This window comes from Chitinophaga pendula, assembly GCF_020386615.1.
GTDB lineage: Bacteria > Bacteroidota > Bacteroidia > Chitinophagales > Chitinophagaceae > Chitinophaga > Chitinophaga pendula.
The window spans coordinates 3270254-3286944 of the sequence record NZ_CP077769.1 but is presented as its reverse complement, the minus strand read 5'-3'; the positions used below and the strand labels follow the sequence as shown (position 1 = coordinate 3286944).

Below are 16691 nucleotides of genomic sequence, written 5' to 3'. Positions count from 1 at the left end.
CTATGGATAAGCGTATCGTGATGTTATTTTCAGGGCAGGGCAGCCACTACCGCGGGATGGGACAGCAATTGTACGAACAGCATGCCATATTCCGCCGGAGCCTTGAGAAAAGCGAGCGGATCATACAAAGGATGTTACATCGATCTATCATCAGAGAGTTGTATTATCAACAACCCGATGCGCCTTTTGATGACTTGCTGATCACCCATCCGGCTATCGTAGCCGTAGAGATCGCATTATTCGATACCCTGAGGGCATTGGATATTGTTCCAGCTTGTGTATCCGGTAACAGCCTGGGAGAGTTTGCCGCAGGAGTAGCCGCCGGCATATGGAGCGCAGATGCCGCAATAGAAGCCGCATTGGAACAGGCAAAGTCCATCCTTCGCCATGATATAGAAGGTGGAATGCTCGTCGTACTCACAGAAAAGGAAAATGTCTGGCCATTATATGAACATTATCACCTGTTCCTGGCCGCAGATAACTTCCCGGGACATTTTACATTGGCGGGCACCGCAGTACAACTGGACCTGTTCCAGGTTGAATTATCTTTAAATGGTATATCCTTTGTCCGGCTGCCTGTCACTTGCCCTTTTCATTCCCCTCTTATCAATATTGCGCGTAATGACTATGCGTTGTATACCGCCGCAACAACACTGAATAAACCGGCAATAAGTTTCGTTTCTGGATATATGGGAAAAGAATTACCCGCGCTGACAACAAACTACTTCTGGGAAGCCGTCAGCCGGTTTAGCAGCTTCTCCCATACCGTCAGCACAACAGAAGCAAAGGGGCCTTGCTTTTATATTGATATGGGCCCCTCCGGTGCCAGCGCAACCATGTTGAAGTATAATCTGCCGGCAACATCCCAGGCCGGCATTTTCCAGATTATGAGCCCCTTTAAAAGGGAAATGGAACAATTAAAAAAATTACAGGCAATGATTCAATAATTACCGGCAAATGGAAGTTAAAATGTTTGAGGTGTCTGGTAGTAATATCAGGAACCAATGTTATCTGATCTATCAGCAACGTAAGGGCATACTCGTGGATCCCGCCTGGGATTACCACCTTATCAATGATTTCTTGCTCGATAACAGGATCATGGTAAAGGCAGTCCTGCTGACACATGCACATCCTGATCATATCGATCTCGCGGCAGACTTTGCCAGGAACAAAGGTATCCCCGCGTATATGTCTGCAGAAGAGATCGACAAATCAGGATTCAGCTGCCCCAACCTCGTATCGGTCAGACACCTCGATACATTTACCTTGGCAGACTTTAATATTACCCCCATCCTCACACCTGGACACACCAGTGGCAGCACCTGCTTCCTGCTCGGACCTCATTTGTTCACCGGCGATACGGTGTTTATAGAAGGAGTAGGTATCTGCGATCATCGCCATGCAGCACTACTGTTCGATTCCATTCAATTGCTGAAAGCATATCTGCCAGGCCGTACACTGATCTGGCCAGGACACTCCTTCGGAGACGATCCCGGACAAGAACTTCGCTTCCTGCTGAAAAATAATATCTACTTCCAGTTCGAGAAAAAAGAGGAATTTATTGATTTCAGAATGAGGAAAAACCGCCCCAATCCCTTTGCTTTCAGGTGAGAAAAATGTAGGGAAAAACAGCTTCCTGTAGCGAATGGTACTATTTTAGTTGCTGAACGAACCGACAAACAGCGTTCTTGAACGCCGCATTGTTTTCGTAATACAACAAATGCCCGCCATCAATAGGTACCACCTGTTGATGAGGAAACCGGAACCGCTTATAATGAGCTACCCCTATAGCGTAATCTTTTTTACCGGTAATCACCAGCACGGGCGCCTTAATAGCAGTAGTCTGCTCCGTATAATCCTTACGGTACTCAGGATACTTGGTTGGTTTGGAGGGATCAAAAATGGGTTCAAATAGCTTATTGGCAAAATCATTCGTCCGCGGATATCGCTCATCAAGACTATCCAGCTTTATGATCGTATTAATATCCTCAGTTAGAAACTTATATCCAATACGTTGCTTACTCATTTGAGACCGGACTGATAAAGACATACTGAACAAAGAATCAGGATTAGTCTCCTGGATAGTCGTATCCTTTCCTAACAGATGATAACCATATTCTATCTGTGCGGCCGTCGACGGACCGTTCAGAAAATGTAAGGTAGAATTGACCAGGATAAGGCCCGATACATGTTGCGGATACCGAAGCGCATATTCCATTAAAATAATACCACCAAAGGAATGACTCATTAACAAGATCTTATCAACTCCTAAACGCCTCCTGAGCTCCTCTATATCCTGTACCATACGCTGAAGACGGTAATCGGCAGCAACAGGCGCACTTCCGGAACCCCGCTGGTCGTAATATACCATCGTAAGACAGTCCTCCAGTTTATCACCGCCCATCTTTTCAAAGGATAAGTAGCCTCCGCCAGGGCCACCGTGAACAAATATACAGGGCATCCCTTTCCCAGAAACCTTATATCGCAGCGAAATACTGTCATTGGTAACAAGTGTTTGCTCCCCACGGGTAAGCTGCCGCGACTGACAACTCATAAACAATGCAGTAGAAAAGAGGATAATAATGGCGTAACGGGACATGACGTAGTGAAGCATAAGCATGGTCTTGATAGTAGTAAATCTAACAAAACTATCCTATAAAATCAAACCGCACAGACATGCTTGATGAACGAAAGATACCTATCTTTAACGCCTATTATACTCATTATGCCAGTTGAAAAAGCTACAATCAAAGACGTACCGGAACTGATACACCTGATTAATAACGCATACAGGGGCGAACATTCTCGGAAAGGATGGACCAGCGAAGCCGATATTTTTGATGGAGAACGGATTAGCCAGGAAATGTTGGAAGAGCTTTTCAAGCACACATCAGCAACCATATTAAAGTATACAAGTGAATCAAACACCATCACCGGCACTGTCTATCTTGAGATCAGAAAGAATGCGCTATACCTGGGAATGCTCACCGTATCCCCGGAACTGCAAGGCAAAGGTATTGGTAAGATATTGCTGGAAGAAGGAGAGGTATTTGCAAAACAAAATAACTGCCAAAAGATTACCATGTCCGTAATAAAAAACCGGAAAGAATTGATAGCCTGGTACGAACGTCACGGATACCAATTTACAGGAGAGATATTACCATTTTATGATGATGGCCGTTTTGGCAAACCAAAACAACCTATTACGCTAATGGTATTGGCCAAAGACATATAGATAGGCCATAACAGCTAATTGGTGCCGGAAAGATCCTTTCAAACAGATCCTTCCGGCATCTTTATTTTTATCAATCTTGTCTTGGACCTGGAAAGTAAGTCGGTAAGAAGTAAAATATTTTTTGAAACATAGTTGCATAATTGAGAAATTAAATAGAGATTTGCTGCTAATAGGGTAGGTATCTACCTCACCACACTAGGGGACAGTTATTATTTAACCGTGCGATCAGACATCGCATGCGAATCTTTATCTATACTTATTTATGTTGCCAACCAGTTTTTTAAACAGACTGGCATTCGGTGTAGGATGCCTGTGTCTGCTATTGGATCATGTAGCTGTTGCACAACAGCGTCCGGAGGGATCACTCGATTCCATACCTGTAAAAATGAAAAATGCCCATACCGCACTGGAAGAGGTAGTAGTGACTGCCGGAAGGAGCCGGCAGCGGCTGAAGGATGTACCGCAGAAAATAGAGCTGATCAGCAACAAGGATATTGCAGCAACCCCTGCCTTAGATGTGACCGATATTGTCAAAAAGACAACAAGTGTCAATGTTATTCAATACCCGGGCATACTCTCCGGAGTGGGTATCAGAGGATTCCGCCCACAATTTTCCGGTATAAACCAACGTACACTACTATTGATCAACGGTCGTCCAGCGGGTACGACAAACCTCGGTACGATTGACCTGAACAATATAGATCACATAGAAGTCCTGAAAGGACCGGCTTCCGCTTTGTATGGCTCACAAGCCATGGGTGGGGTCATTAATATCATTCCTTTACAGTCCTCCGGACAAATATCCGGTAACCTGTTCGCCGATTACGGTAGCTTCAGTACTTTCCAATTCGGGGGAAGAGCGGGAGGGAATATCACCAGACGACTGGATTTTGATATCTCAGGTACCTATTTCGATAGGGATGCAAACTTTAATATTGGTAAGGGAAATCTGTTCAGGGATTGGTTAGGCAGCAAGGATGCACGCAATATCTATGCGAATGGTAAAGACACCTTAGTGAATGACGCCCGGGGCGACGGCCAGAAAAGGCCCAACACCAGGTATGCCTATTACTCTACAGCAGCACGTATAGGATACCAGCTGGACTCCGTCTGGCGGGTAGATATCAGCGGCTCATTGTTCAATGCAAAAGATGTTGAATCTCCGGGAGATATATTCTCGGGAGAGGCAGGTGCCGGATTAAAGAACATCCTTCGTTATAATAGTGAAGCGGCACTAACGGGACGTATCCGCAACAACGAATTGTCGGCCCGCCTTTATTATGCAAAAGAACAATCGAAAACGTTTGCCATCCGTAATGCACGTGGCATAGTGATCGATACCCCTTACCAATCTGGCCTTAATACTTATCAATGGTATGGCATACAGCTCAGGGATATTATACACTTGCGTAAACAACGGTTGATCGTCGGATATGATTATAATCGTACTGTATCCCAGACGCTAAGTTATGCAGCGCCTGTCAATGCTACGCAAAAAGAAAGCACTACTGCCCCTAATGCCGCGTTGATAACCAATGGATGGTATGTACAGGGGCAATTCACCTGGCTCTCAGATAGGTTGAAAGTGAATCCGGGCATCCGGCTCGACGTCACTCGTTTTGCAGTGGAGTCCACCCCTGCATTCTCGCAGACATTAATAACTGGCGCCAAAACAAACCTTTTTGTAAGCCCCAGTATAAGCGCACAATACGACATTTTACCTTCCCTCACTATGCACGGTAGCATCGGACGGGCTTTCGTAACACCAGATGCATATAATGTGGCAGGTTACCAGGTATCCGGTAAAGGCACCGGAAAAGTAGTAATAGCAAGAGGCAACCCCTCTCTGAAAAATGAAAGCAGCTTATCCGGAGACCTGGGCTTGCGTTATGAACACGTACGCTCAGGGATAGCCGCAGATATTACCTTTTTTAATACCCGGGTAACAGACAGGATCGTTTCCAGATCAGCGCCTCCCGCAACCCCCGAAACCCTGGATGGGGATGTCGTTACCGCGGTAACCAATTATTTTAATGCCAATAGGAGCACGATCAGTGGCTTGGAGATCATGGCGAGTTATGACCTGGGCGCCCTGGTCAACTACAGGTATTCCTTACGCTTCTTTACGAACATTACACGGACATTTAAAGCCGATGATATTACCGTGGCTACCAACGGAACAACAACAAAAGCAGCAATACAGAATGTGGCTACTGCAAATATTAATTATGGCGTTGAATATAGCCGTGGTGGGAAATATGGCGTCCGCCTGACAGGCCGGTATGTAGGAAAGAGATGGGATACCGACTTTAACGACCCATTGAGACCTCTCGTACAATATCCTGCTTTTATGACAATGGACGCGGCAATCAATTATGCCGTTACCAGAAGGCACCAGATCAGCGTCGCCGTCGCCAATATTACAGATGAGAACTACTATGAAAAACGTGGTTATAATATGCCGGGACGGAATTACCGCATAAGGTATACCTACCAGTTTGGTAAAAACATACATCATTAATCATCTGCATAAACTTTCATAATGAAAATGCTCGATACAATCTTATATGGGCTGTCATCCTTGTTTTTTTTTCCGGTGATCGCCGTCTTATTATTCTTACTGGTGAAGATATTTTATAGCCTGGGACTTTTCTGTAAAGAATACTGGCGCCGCAGTCGCAATGAGGGATATTTTACTGCACCCTATATAGCCGCGCTGAAAACGGTGGAGGTGCCTGGCCGGGAAGAAGCTGAACTGGCACTGCAAAGGATACTACATCAGGCAGAACAGTCAGCAGAAAGATCCATAAGAGAAGCAAAGTATAGCATCAAAATGGGACCTACATTAGGATTAATAGGTACCCTGACACCTATGGCCAGAGCCCTCAGTGGGCTGTCGCAGGGAGATATGGCGGGTTTGTCCAACCAGATGATCACCGCCTTCTCTACCACTGTGTTAGGGTTGGTAATTGGTGGGATTGCTTTTACCATTATGCACGTACGGCTCAGATGGCAACGTAATGACCTGTTCACCCTTTCCGGTCAGGCCGAAAAGATATATAATAGTTACCACACCGCGCTTAAGCATAAAATTTAATAGGAATGCGATTTCTGAGAAGTAAGATAGGACACGCCGAAGAATCGATAGAAGATGATCCTATAGCGGGAGTAGCCCAGCTATTTGATGTCAGTATCGCCTTTATCGTAGCAGTCATTGGAGCACTATTCACATTGTTGTCCGGTAGCGACCTCTTGAAAAAAGATAGCGAATGGACACTCACCCGGAAGGACAAAAATGGAGAAATGGAAGTGCTGGAAAAAAAAGACAACCAAATCATCTCAAGTAAGCTGACAGGCAAACAACAATCCGGAAACGGGGTAAGACTGGGTACTGCCTATCAGTTGGAAAATGGACAGGTAATTTATGTCCCGGATGAACAGGTAAAATAATATATTATGGTAACACAACGACAGGCAATTTATCTATATCTTTTGTGTGTTCTTCTATGCGCATTTGCTTCCTGCCACCTTATCAGTAAAAAGCCTTCTATAGCGATCGTGTCGCCACATCTGCAACATGATCCATATGCATTTAAGGCTGCTGCAGCCCACTTTAAAGATAAGCTGCAAATAGACCTCTATGGAGTGGATGGAGGAGAACTGCCGCCTTATTCATTAGATGAACTGGCCCAACATGACCTGGTCATTTTTGAAAGCATGGGGGCACGCCTCTCACTAATGCTGCCCCAGGTCGACTCGCTCAAAGCAAAGACAAAAGTCTTGTTCCTGGAAACTCCGCTGGCAAAAGGTAATATATCCGTAGCGGATCATCCCGATATACCGCTATACTGGTCTAATGGCAACGAAGAGAATTACAGTGGTCTGTTGTCTTATATCGGAGCACGTATCTTCGGCCTAAAGATCAAAATAACACCCCCTCGTATATATCCTGCCGCCGGGTTTTACTATCCGGGTAGGGACAGCCTGTTTACATCAGCAGGCGCATATCTGCAGTGGTATGATAACGAGGTCGTACCGGGAGTCGCTGACCCCGTTACAGTGGGCTTGGCGTTTTACCAAAGCAATTACGTCAAACAAGATATGCGGCATATTGATGCCTTGATCAATAGCATAAAAGCGCATGGCGCCAGACCCATCACGTTAGTAGCCAAAGGGCCGTTCAGGATCGACTCCCTGTTTACGATAGCTGGCAAGCCAATAGTGGATGTCATGTTGTATGGTGGAATGTTCCTGGACTTTAATAAACCAGAAGCAGGACGACTGTCAGCACAGCGGCTTGATGTGCCACTGTTGGGAGCTGTCACGCATTATTATAAAAGCCGGGCAGAATGGATAAGTGATCCGGGCGGCTTTGCCCCTGATATGTCCGATCGATTTTTCTTTACAGAAAGAGATGGTGTCTTTGAACCGATCAATATAGGAGCAGAAGAAGTAGAACAGGGGCGCAGATATACCATGCCAATCCAGGACCAGGTAGACTGGAGAGTAGAAAGAGCGCTCGCCTGGGCAAAACTTAGACGTACACCTAATGCACAGAAAAAGATAGTAGTGACCTATTATAGCGAAGGGAGTGGAAAAGCTACCGTTGGAGCTGATATCGATGCTTACCTGGATGTTCCCGGCAGTTTGGAAAAACTGCTGAAAAGATGGCAGCAGGAGGGATATAACGTAGGTACACAACCGCTACCTGGCGCTACGGAGTTAGCCAGAGACATGTCTTTACATGCCTCGAACGTCGGTACATGGGCACCCGGAGAGTTACAAAAGAGAACACAAAATGGCCCCGTGATCCGTATACCGGAAGCCGAATACCTATCCTGGTTCCATAGTTATCCAAAAGAACAGCAGGAAGAGGTCATCCGTAAATGGGGACCTCCGCCGGGTAAATTAATGACGACAACTAATGCCGCCGGTCAGAAAGAATTCCTGATCCCGGTCCTGCAATATGGTAATATCATATTGGCGCCACACCCTAACTGGGGACTGCAGGATAACCCTTCACTGATATATGGTAAAGAGGCGATCCCCCCCAACCATGCCTATATCGCCTTCTATGAATGGATGAAACGATCCTGTCAGCCGCATGCATTCATCAGCTTATTCACGCAGCTATCACTGATGCCTGGCAAACAGGAAGGACCTGCCCGCAACGATTGGGTAGGAACCCTCATCGGTAATCTACCACATATCAGCGTAGTACCCCTTATTGCAGGATCAGGCCCGGGTAATAAAAGAAGAGCCAACGCATTGACAATCGGATATATTACGACAACCACCACTGCCGGCTTAGACGACTCCCTGCAGTTGCTGTATGATAAGATCGGAGATTGGCAAGACGCCGCAAACGCCGTATTAAAGGAACGCCTGGAAAAAAATATCCTGGCAAAGATAAAGGCGCAGGGACTTGACAAAGATATAGGCAAAGATACCCTCGCGCAACAGGCTCCGGCTACACTCATTCAGGAAGTACGTCGCTACTTGCTAAATATGTCGAAAGAGAGAATGCCGGCAGGAGGGCATATTCTAGGTAACGCACCGCAAGGCGAATTGCTCGTTGATATGGTCGCAGGTATGCTGGGTAAAGAGCTGGAACAATTGGCGCCGGGAAAAAACAAACGGGAGGTGGTCAAAACATGGTTGCGGCAGATACTGTTGCAAGGACAGCCGATCGATCTGGTGACGCGACAATCCCATACAGGCAAGGACACGTTATTACAACTACAATTAAAACAGGCCCTGGAATATCAGACATTATTACAGCAGACAGACAACGAGGTTACACAGATAATAAGGGCGCTGAATGGAAGGTACATCTCAACCGGTCCTTCAGATGATCCCGTCAGAAACCCCCTGTCACTACCTTCCGGTAGAAACCCGTACCCTGTTAATGTGAAAGCTGTCCCTTCCAAAGAAGCCTGGGAACTCGGACAAAGAATGGCCGACCAGCTGTTACTGCAATATGAAGAAAAACATGGAAAAGGTGCCTATCCCAAAAAGATCGCCTTTGTACTCTGGTCTTCGGAGATCACCCATACACAAGGAGTGACAGAGGCTGAGATATTATACCTGATGGGAGTGGAGCCGGTATGGAATTCCAAAGGGCAGGTGATGGACGTACGGCTTATACCGTCCGCAAATTGGAAAAGACCTCGTATTGACGTACTGATCACCACTTCAGGGACCTACAGAGACCATTTTGGCGATAAGATCAAATTATTGGATAAGGCGGTGAAGCTGGCAGCTGCCGTAAAAGAGAACGAAAATTGGGTCTGGAAAAATACAGAAAAGTATCGCCAGCAGCTGAAGCCGCAAAACCAGTCCGCAACAGCTCGCATCTTCTCCGGCAATACCGGCGCTTATTCCACCAACCTGGAATTCGCAACAGAACAAGGAGAGTCCTGGAAAAGCGATACTACCTTATCGAAACTTTACCTAGACCGAATGGCATACGCTTATGGAGAAGAGGCCTTCGCCGACTATCAACGCAGCTTGTTCGAACTGAATGTAAAAGATGTCGACGCCGCGGCCTTCAGCCGTTCTTCCAACGCTTATGGGATACTGGACCACCCTATGGTGGCTGCCTACTTTGGCGCCTATAACCTGGCAGTCAAAAACACCACAGGACGCCAGCCGGATATGTTCATCAATGACATGCAGCATCCGGAAGATGCTACCAGTACCCCACTGCATCTCTTCTTTCATAAGGAGCTCAGAAGTCGATACCTGAATCCCAAATGGATGAAAGCAATGATGGAGCACGGTTATGATGGAGCCAGGTACATGGAAGCATTTACCGAAAATATGATGCTCTGGGATGTTACAACACCGGATATGGTAAAAGATGAAGACTGGAATGAAGTATACGATGTATATGTAAAAGATCGGGAACAATTAGGACTGGATAAGTACTTTGAAAAACACAATCCCTTCGCACAACAAGCGCTGTTGGCTACCATGTTGGAAGCGACAGAAAAAGGATACTGGCAGGCTTCCGAAGAACAATTACGTACCATGGCCACCACACTTACCAACACGGTCAATGCAAAGGGGCCGGCGTGTAATAGTGCTGTCTGTAATGCACCGGGGCTAACCAGGTATATTAAAGGTATCCTCCAGCGAGTACCCGGAGGGGCTGCCTTAGCCGGGAAATACCAGGCCCAGCTGGATATGATGAAAACTAATGCGGGAGCAACCGCTGCCGGTAAAACGGTGTCTGGCAAACAATTGGTAGAACAAAAAAGATGGGAACTGAACGAACACACCGCCGGCAACAGACGTGACTGGTGGCTCATAGGTGGCCTCTTACTTGGACTGGCATTAATATTTCTACTGGGATGGTGGAGGCAAACACCCCCCCGGACCTGATTTTTCGAGTGTAATAGCCATAATGATGTTACATTTGATAGATATAATAACCTATTTCAAAGACCTAGAAATGAAAAAATATATTGTTTTATCAGTAACGTTATTTTTTATGGCAATAGGAACACAGGCACAAGAACACCATACCACAAAAGTATTGCGGCACATGGTTTTGTTGAAATTCAAAGAGGAAAAGGGTAAAGAGGAAGTACAAAAAGTAATAGATGCTTTTAAAGCATTGTCCACCAAAATCAAAGAGGTGAAAGCCTTGGAATCCGGTATCAATAATAGCCCGGAGCATCTCAACGACGGATTTACCCACTGTTTTTTTCTGAGTTTCGCCACAGAGGCCGACCGGGACAGTTACCTGGTCGCTCCGGATCATGTAGCTTTCGTTAAGATACTGAAGCCCGTACTGGATAAAGTATTGGCATTCGATTATTGGCAAGAGTAATAGACATTGTCTACTCTTTACGACCGATCCGGCCGACCGGATCGGTTTTTTTATAAATGCCGGATTCCTTTTTAAAATAGATGCATCGCAGGTAAATTAGAAAAGGATCAATGACTAATAGAGGAGTTGAAAAGTATGCAAACCGTCAGAAAAAGAATAGTTAATATTCCATCCATACCTGTTACTGATCTGTTTTACAATAGCTAATCCAAGCCCTGTGCCGGGAGATAAGGAGGACGCAGTGGCAAACCGCCTGAAAATTTGTTCCTGTCGTAGGGCAACAGGACCAGGATTCGAAATAGATAATAAGTGTGGCGTAAGTGAGATTTTAATAGAAGTATTTTCAGCCGTATGACGGATAGCATTGGTAAGTAAATTGTTGACCAATATTTCAATCAGTATCTTATTACCTTCTATAAATACTTGCGGTTGAATAGCGTCCTCAAGCAGCAGGTTCTTGTTGGTGATAAAGTTGTTAAACTGACTTATACTGTTTTCAATTAGGCCGGAAAAATCTAGTGTTTCCCGATCCATGAACTGGCTGTTTTCTATGTTTGTCAATAACAGCAGGTTTTTATTGATCCTGGTTACTCTTGCCAGGGCCCTGTGGGCATCTTCAATAATATGATATTGCTCGTCTGATAAGGGCTTGCTTTGTAGTAAAAGATCCAGTTTTGACTGTATAATAGAAAGCGGCGTCTGCAACTCATGAGAAGCATTATCTGCAAATTCCTTCTGCTGATCATAGGCAGTAATATTTCCGGCAATCAATTTGGCAAGACTTTGATTCAACTCAGAGAATTCTTCAATATCCGATGACTCAAAAGATAAGGTACGCTGATGATGAATGTGAAAATTCCTTATCTGACCCAGACTTTTATAGAAGGGTTGCCATAGCTGATGGGATATTTTTCTGTTGAGCAGTATAAAGCCGGCCATCAGTAACGCAAAGAAGATGACAGTGAGTAACGTGACAGCGCCGACGATCAAAAAGCGATCCTCCCGCAACGCTTCATCCGTAAGAATAATATTGTGTTCATCCATCTCGTACTGCCATAAAAAACTGATGGTAATATAATATACAGGTATACTGCATACCAATACCAGACCGGAGTATATGATAAACCTTTTTAGAGAACGATGTAGGAGTTTACTCATATTTCCCATTTATAACCAGTACCGTATAACGTTTTCAGGTAATTCTCACAACCTCCCTCCGAAAGCTTCTTCTTGAGATTTTTGACATGCACATAAATAAAATCATAATTGTCGAACATATCGGCCACCTCTCCCGATAAATGCTCCGCCAACGCACTTTTAGAGACTACTTTGTTTTTATTGCTGATAAAATAAAGAAGCAGGTCGAATTCTTTTTTTGTAAGCGGGATAGGATGCTCGTTTACAGTAACGACTTTACTGAGCAGGTTGATCTTTAATTCATTCTGCTCTATAACATTAACATTTTCAAACTGCTTGCGTCGGATAAGCGAATATATACGTGCAGCCAACTCAGATAAATGAAAGGGCTTTGTAAGATAATCATCCGCACCCGTTTGAAGTCCTTTAATCTTGTCCTCGAGAGAATTTTTTGCTGATATAATGATAACACCATCCCTCTTCCCCTGGGTTTTCAATTCCTCAAGTATCCTAAAACCATCACCTCCTGGTAACATCAGGTCAAGTAGGATGCAATCGTACTCATAAATGTCGATTTTTTCCATCGCCGCTGCAAATGAGACTGCATACTCACACAAATAATGTTCATCGGCGAGATAACTTCCAATACTTTGCGCCAGATCAACTTCATCTTCTATGATGAGAATTTTCATCTGTAAAATTATTGATAGAATCTGAAAGAAATCTGAATGTTGTCATGGTTTGTTTTTTGAATTCGTAATTTACTGACAAATAGTATATAGTGCAGGGTAGGGATCAAGTCAATACACCAGTGGCAAAAAAGGGGCAAAATAGGAGATATCAGGCCGCTTATCTATGTCTTTCAGTACATTATATCTTTGAATTAACTTAAAAACATATGCTTGGATCAAGAAATTTGCTATTTTTAGCATTATAAAGAGCACCTATGAGCGAAGGAAAAGAGAAAAATTCATTCGGTATCTTGAAAAGTTTAAAGAAGCTGATTTTTGAGGATAGCCCGGAACAGGAGCCTGCGGCACCTGCACCGCCTTCAGCCTCCTCGGCTAATGCTACCCCATCAAATACGCCGTTAACAACGGTACCCGGACCCGTGATTACTCCCTTGTCACAGGCTGCTGGCCTACCAGTAGGAGATGTGAAGCAAATGAAAGTAAAAGTGCTGGAGATGCTGGAGAAACTAAACCAACCAGGCATAGATTTTTTTGAGGTCTGGAATGCAGCGGCCGAAATGGGAAGTGTGGATGGTAATACCCTGAAAGCGGCTTTTACCTCCCTGAAGTACGTAGATAAAGGACTCAGTAAAGATAAACTGAAAACATCCGGTCAGTATTACTTGGAAGAATTACAGAATGTGATCAACCGCGAAACCGCACAGAAACAGCAACAAAAACAAACAATAGAACAGAACCAGGTAAAAGAAAAAGCTAACCTGGGAGAAGAGATTGTACAACTGGAGAAAAAACTGGAGGAACTGTCTCGTCAACTACAGTCCAAACAGAAAGAACTCAGAGAGATCAATAGCAAATATGAACCGCAGATCAGAGATATAGATAATAAAATATCGATCGGCAACACGGCAGTAGCAGAAGTAGTAGCAGACATCAGACACGCACTGAACTTAATAGACAACGTTATATAATCATCCAACCTATGGTAAATAAAAGTCAACAGGTTAACATTCCTGCAGAATTGAAGAGCCAACTTCCAATTTTCCAGGTTTTAGGCGATCATTTGCCTAATCAATTACAGACGCCCGAAGCGAAAAAGACGGTAGCAAACATTTTTTTCTGGGCATTGATACTTGGTGGAGCATTCGCATTCTTCAAATTCCTCCCGATCATGCTGGAGTATGCTGCCAAAAGTATCCTGCTAGTCATTTTCAGCATTATTCTGATAGTATTGCTGCTATTGGCGCCCAAAATTATCGCAGTATTACACAGGCTCGGAACAGTATTGCTATTTAAAGGAGAAAAAGCGATCGTGCGTAACAACCCGATCGAAACACTGCAGTTGTTATCCCGGGATGCAAAAGATACCCTGAAGAGAGTAAAAGACAAAATTGCAAATGTAGATGGGGTCCGTATTGATATGATCCAGAGTGGAGAAACCGCCCAGAAGACAGCGGAAGAAAAATACAACTATGCCAAACGTTTTACGGTAGAAGCCGCTGCACTCGAGGAAAAGAGTAAGCAGGAAAACACCAATAACAATTCCGAAAAGGCTAATGAATACGCCCGGGATGCTAAAGAAACCAGGACTAAAGCCTTCCTGTTGGGTAAAGAAGGAGAAGCCGAAGAACAAAACGCAAGAAGTTATGTCCAATACGCCAATCAGTTTGCTAAAGTGCTGGAAGTATTAAAAGATAATGAAAGCGCTGCGAGGATCTATGTGAGTACATTGGACAGCAGTATTTCAATTATCTCCAAAAAACTGGAAGCCACCCAAAAAATGAAAAATGCTACAGAAGGTCTGGCAGAAGTATTTAATATAAAAGATGGCTGGGTATTCCAGGAAGCAATGAACGCAGCAACAGGTGCCATCAGTCAGAATATTGCATCTATACGCTCTAACCTGGATTTTCTGGATCAGAACAATAACATCACAGTTGGAGGTACACCTTCCCAGAACGAACTCGAGGAATTTATCCGTAAAGTAGATGAGCGTAACCTCAAGATGCTCAATGTAAGCAAGATGGCCGATTCTTACTATGAATTAAAACCGGAAGAAAAGGTCGACAAAGGATTTTCATTATTAGACTAACCAAATAACTCAAATACAGTTTTTCATATGCAAGAGAAATCAACCTGGGCCAGGTTGCGTTGGCCAATCAAAGCGCTCATTATTGCTGTTCCTATCATAGGCATTGGTTATTGGGCATTCGACAGCGGTAAGCTGGATGCCTCGGCTAACAAGGAAACTCCTGTTAAAGAAGAAGCCGCAGCTACCTCCAAAGATGAACCCGCTACTACAGCAACAAAGAAGACGGCAGAAAGAAGGAGCTTCAACTATACCCCCGAAAAACCTGTAGATGGAGAAATGAAAGGTGTGGTAGAAGTAGGCGCGTCCGGCTTCAATTCATTTGTCGTAAAAATCGATAAAGAAAAACGTTGGGAAATCGTATCAAAAGATTTCGGAAAATCCTTCGTATATGAGGGTATGGCGACTACCGCCGATATCAGAACAGGACTGAAAGAATATATAGGCGCAATGTTTGACAAAGGTGTAAAATCAAAGAACGTACACTTTGTGATCAGCTCCGGCGCCCAGAAAGAACCCAAAACAGCTACAATCTCCAGCGAGCTGAAAAAAATGGGATATGTAGTTAACCTCGTAACAGCAGAGCAGGAAGGTAAACTCGCACTAAAGAGTGTGTTGCCTCCCTCTTATAATGATAACTCCTTCGTAGTAGATATTGGCTCCGGTAATACCAAAATTTCCTGGATGGAAGGCGATGCAATCAAGTCGCTGGAAGGCCCGGGTGCCAAATATTATGAGAAAGAATTGAAAGATGATGCCATATATGCGCAGATTAAATCACTGGCAGAAAAGATCCCCGCAGGTAAACGCGAAATATGTTTTATCATCGGTGGTGTACCTTTTGAACTGGCAAAAGAAATACGGGATGGAGAAGAACGCTTTACCGTTTTGAACGAACCCGGCCAGTATGCTTCCGATAAAATCAAAGTAAAAAGCGGCTTAAATATTTACAAGGCAATAAAGGACGCTACCAATTGTGATACCTTCGTATTCGACTGGGATGCAAACTTTACCATTGGTTTCCTGCTGTCTTTAAAATAAAACCAAAGAAATTAGGATCCATAATGAAATAGGCGCCGGTAAAGGCGCCTATTTCATTATGGATCCGCCCGGATACGAATACCAAACGTATCTTTTATATTTTTGCCGCATAAAGGCAATGCATATGAATATATATCAACAGGCAATAAGGTTACGACAAAGAAAACGTGGTTTCCACCTGATAACAAGCGAGATTATACACGCCATACCCCAGTTGCAACAGTTGGAAATAGGCATGTGCCAGGTCTTCATCAGGCATACCAGCGCATCCCTCACCATTAATGAGAATGCAGATCCAACAGTAAGAGCCGACTTCGAAATGTTCTTTAATAAAATGATACCGGAAAATGATCCGGATTACCAGCATGACTATGAAGGATCGGATGACATGCCCGCTCATCTCAAAAGTGCAGTGCTGGGATCTTCAGTATTGATACCAATACGAAAAGGAAAACTGGCACTCGGTACCTGGCAGGGAGTCTATCTTTGCGAACACAGAGATGCCGGCGGAGAAAGAGAACTCATGATAACTGCATGGGGCGTCTGATCGCGATAAAGCAGCAGCCTGGTCATTTAAATAGCAAGACTGCAATATGATGGCAACAGCGACATGAATGACGGGATATTTTTTTTTGCCTGAATTCATTTTTTACTATCTTCATG

Annotated in this window: 15 protein-coding genes; 12 read left to right on the top strand and 3 right to left on the bottom strand. The window is 44.4% G+C overall.

The window, feature by feature from the left end:
* Positions 1–2: 2 nt before the first annotated feature.
* Positions 3–947: an acyltransferase domain-containing protein gene (locus KTO58_RS11525; protein ID WP_095839218.1), complete on the top strand. Its 945-nt coding sequence runs from the start codon at positions 3–5 to the stop codon at positions 945–947.
* A 10-nt stretch (positions 948–957) separates the two neighbouring features.
* Complete coding sequence (locus KTO58_RS11520; protein ID WP_095839219.1) at positions 958–1611, top strand: MBL fold metallo-hydrolase; 654 nt, start codon at positions 958–960, stop codon at positions 1609–1611.
* A gap of 40 nt (positions 1612–1651) precedes the next feature.
* On the opposite strand, the gene KTO58_RS11515 is transcribed toward KTO58_RS11520, so the two are convergent.
* The gene (locus KTO58_RS11515; protein WP_157753022.1) at positions 1652–2614 is read right to left on the bottom strand and encodes an alpha/beta fold hydrolase; all 963 of its coding nucleotides are present in this window, start codon (positions 2612–2614) and stop codon (positions 1652–1654) included.
* A 111-nt stretch (positions 2615–2725) separates the two neighbouring features.
* On the opposite strand from KTO58_RS11515, the gene KTO58_RS11510 reads away from it, so the two are divergent.
* From KTO58_RS11510 to KTO58_RS11485, 6 genes are all read left to right on the top strand, one after another.
* Positions 2726–3235, top strand: coding sequence for a GNAT family N-acetyltransferase (locus KTO58_RS11510; RefSeq protein ID WP_095839221.1), 510 nt, complete (start codon positions 2726–2728; stop codon positions 3233–3235).
* Positions 3236–3497: 262 nt separating this feature from the next.
* Positions 3498–5756: a TonB-dependent receptor gene (locus KTO58_RS11505; protein WP_095839222.1), complete on the top strand. Its 2259-nt coding sequence runs from the start codon at positions 3498–3500 to the stop codon at positions 5754–5756.
* 27 nt (positions 5757–5783) lie between these two features.
* Positions 5784–6332 carry a MotA/TolQ/ExbB proton channel family protein gene (locus tag KTO58_RS11500; protein WP_157753023.1) on the top strand — a complete coding sequence of 183 codons (549 nt, stop codon included), beginning with the start codon at positions 5784–5786 and terminating at the stop codon, positions 6330–6332.
* Positions 6333–6337: 5 nt separating this feature from the next.
* Positions 6338–6685: a DUF2149 domain-containing protein gene (locus tag KTO58_RS11495; RefSeq protein WP_095839224.1), complete on the top strand. Its 348-nt coding sequence runs from the start codon at positions 6338–6340 to the stop codon at positions 6683–6685.
* A gap of 6 nt (positions 6686–6691) precedes the next feature.
* A complete protein-coding gene (locus tag KTO58_RS11490; RefSeq protein WP_225860203.1) occupies positions 6692–10621 on the top strand; it encodes a cobaltochelatase subunit CobN in 3930 nt (1309 codons plus the stop codon).
* Between the two features lie 109 nt (positions 10622–10730).
* A complete protein-coding gene (locus tag KTO58_RS11485) occupies positions 10731–11072 on the top strand; it encodes a Dabb family protein (RefSeq protein WP_225860202.1) in 342 nt (113 codons plus the stop codon).
* A gap of 114 nt (positions 11073–11186) precedes the next feature.
* Here the strand turns inward: KTO58_RS11485 and KTO58_RS11480 are convergent, their stop codons facing one another.
* Positions 11187–12230: a sensor histidine kinase gene (locus KTO58_RS11480; RefSeq protein WP_095841600.1), complete on the bottom strand. Its 1044-nt coding sequence runs from the start codon at positions 12228–12230 to the stop codon at positions 11187–11189.
* The gene (locus KTO58_RS11475) at positions 12227–12901 is read right to left on the bottom strand and encodes a response regulator transcription factor (RefSeq protein ID WP_095839226.1); all 675 of its coding nucleotides are present in this window, start codon (positions 12899–12901) and stop codon (positions 12227–12229) included. The genes KTO58_RS11480 and KTO58_RS11475 overlap by 4 nt, the downstream gene beginning before the upstream one ends.
* A gap of 254 nt (positions 12902–13155) precedes the next feature.
* Between KTO58_RS11475 and KTO58_RS11470 the strand changes: the two genes are divergently transcribed.
* From KTO58_RS11470 to KTO58_RS11455, 4 genes are all read left to right on the top strand, one after another.
* Entirely contained in the window at positions 13156–13869 is a 714-nt protein-coding gene (locus KTO58_RS11470; protein WP_095839227.1) for a hypothetical protein, read from the top strand.
* An 11-nt stretch (positions 13870–13880) separates the two neighbouring features.
* The gene (locus KTO58_RS11465; protein WP_095839228.1) at positions 13881–14990 is read left to right on the top strand and encodes a hypothetical protein; all 1110 of its coding nucleotides are present in this window, start codon (positions 13881–13883) and stop codon (positions 14988–14990) included.
* A gap of 27 nt (positions 14991–15017) precedes the next feature.
* On the top strand, positions 15018–16028 hold the full coding sequence (locus KTO58_RS11460) for a hypothetical protein (protein ID WP_095839229.1): 1011 nt from the start codon (positions 15018–15020) through the stop codon (positions 16026–16028).
* A 124-nt stretch (positions 16029–16152) separates the two neighbouring features.
* Complete coding sequence (locus KTO58_RS11455; RefSeq protein WP_095841601.1) at positions 16153–16575, top strand: secondary thiamine-phosphate synthase enzyme YjbQ; 423 nt, start codon at positions 16153–16155, stop codon at positions 16573–16575.
* Positions 16576–16691 lie beyond the last annotated feature (116 nt).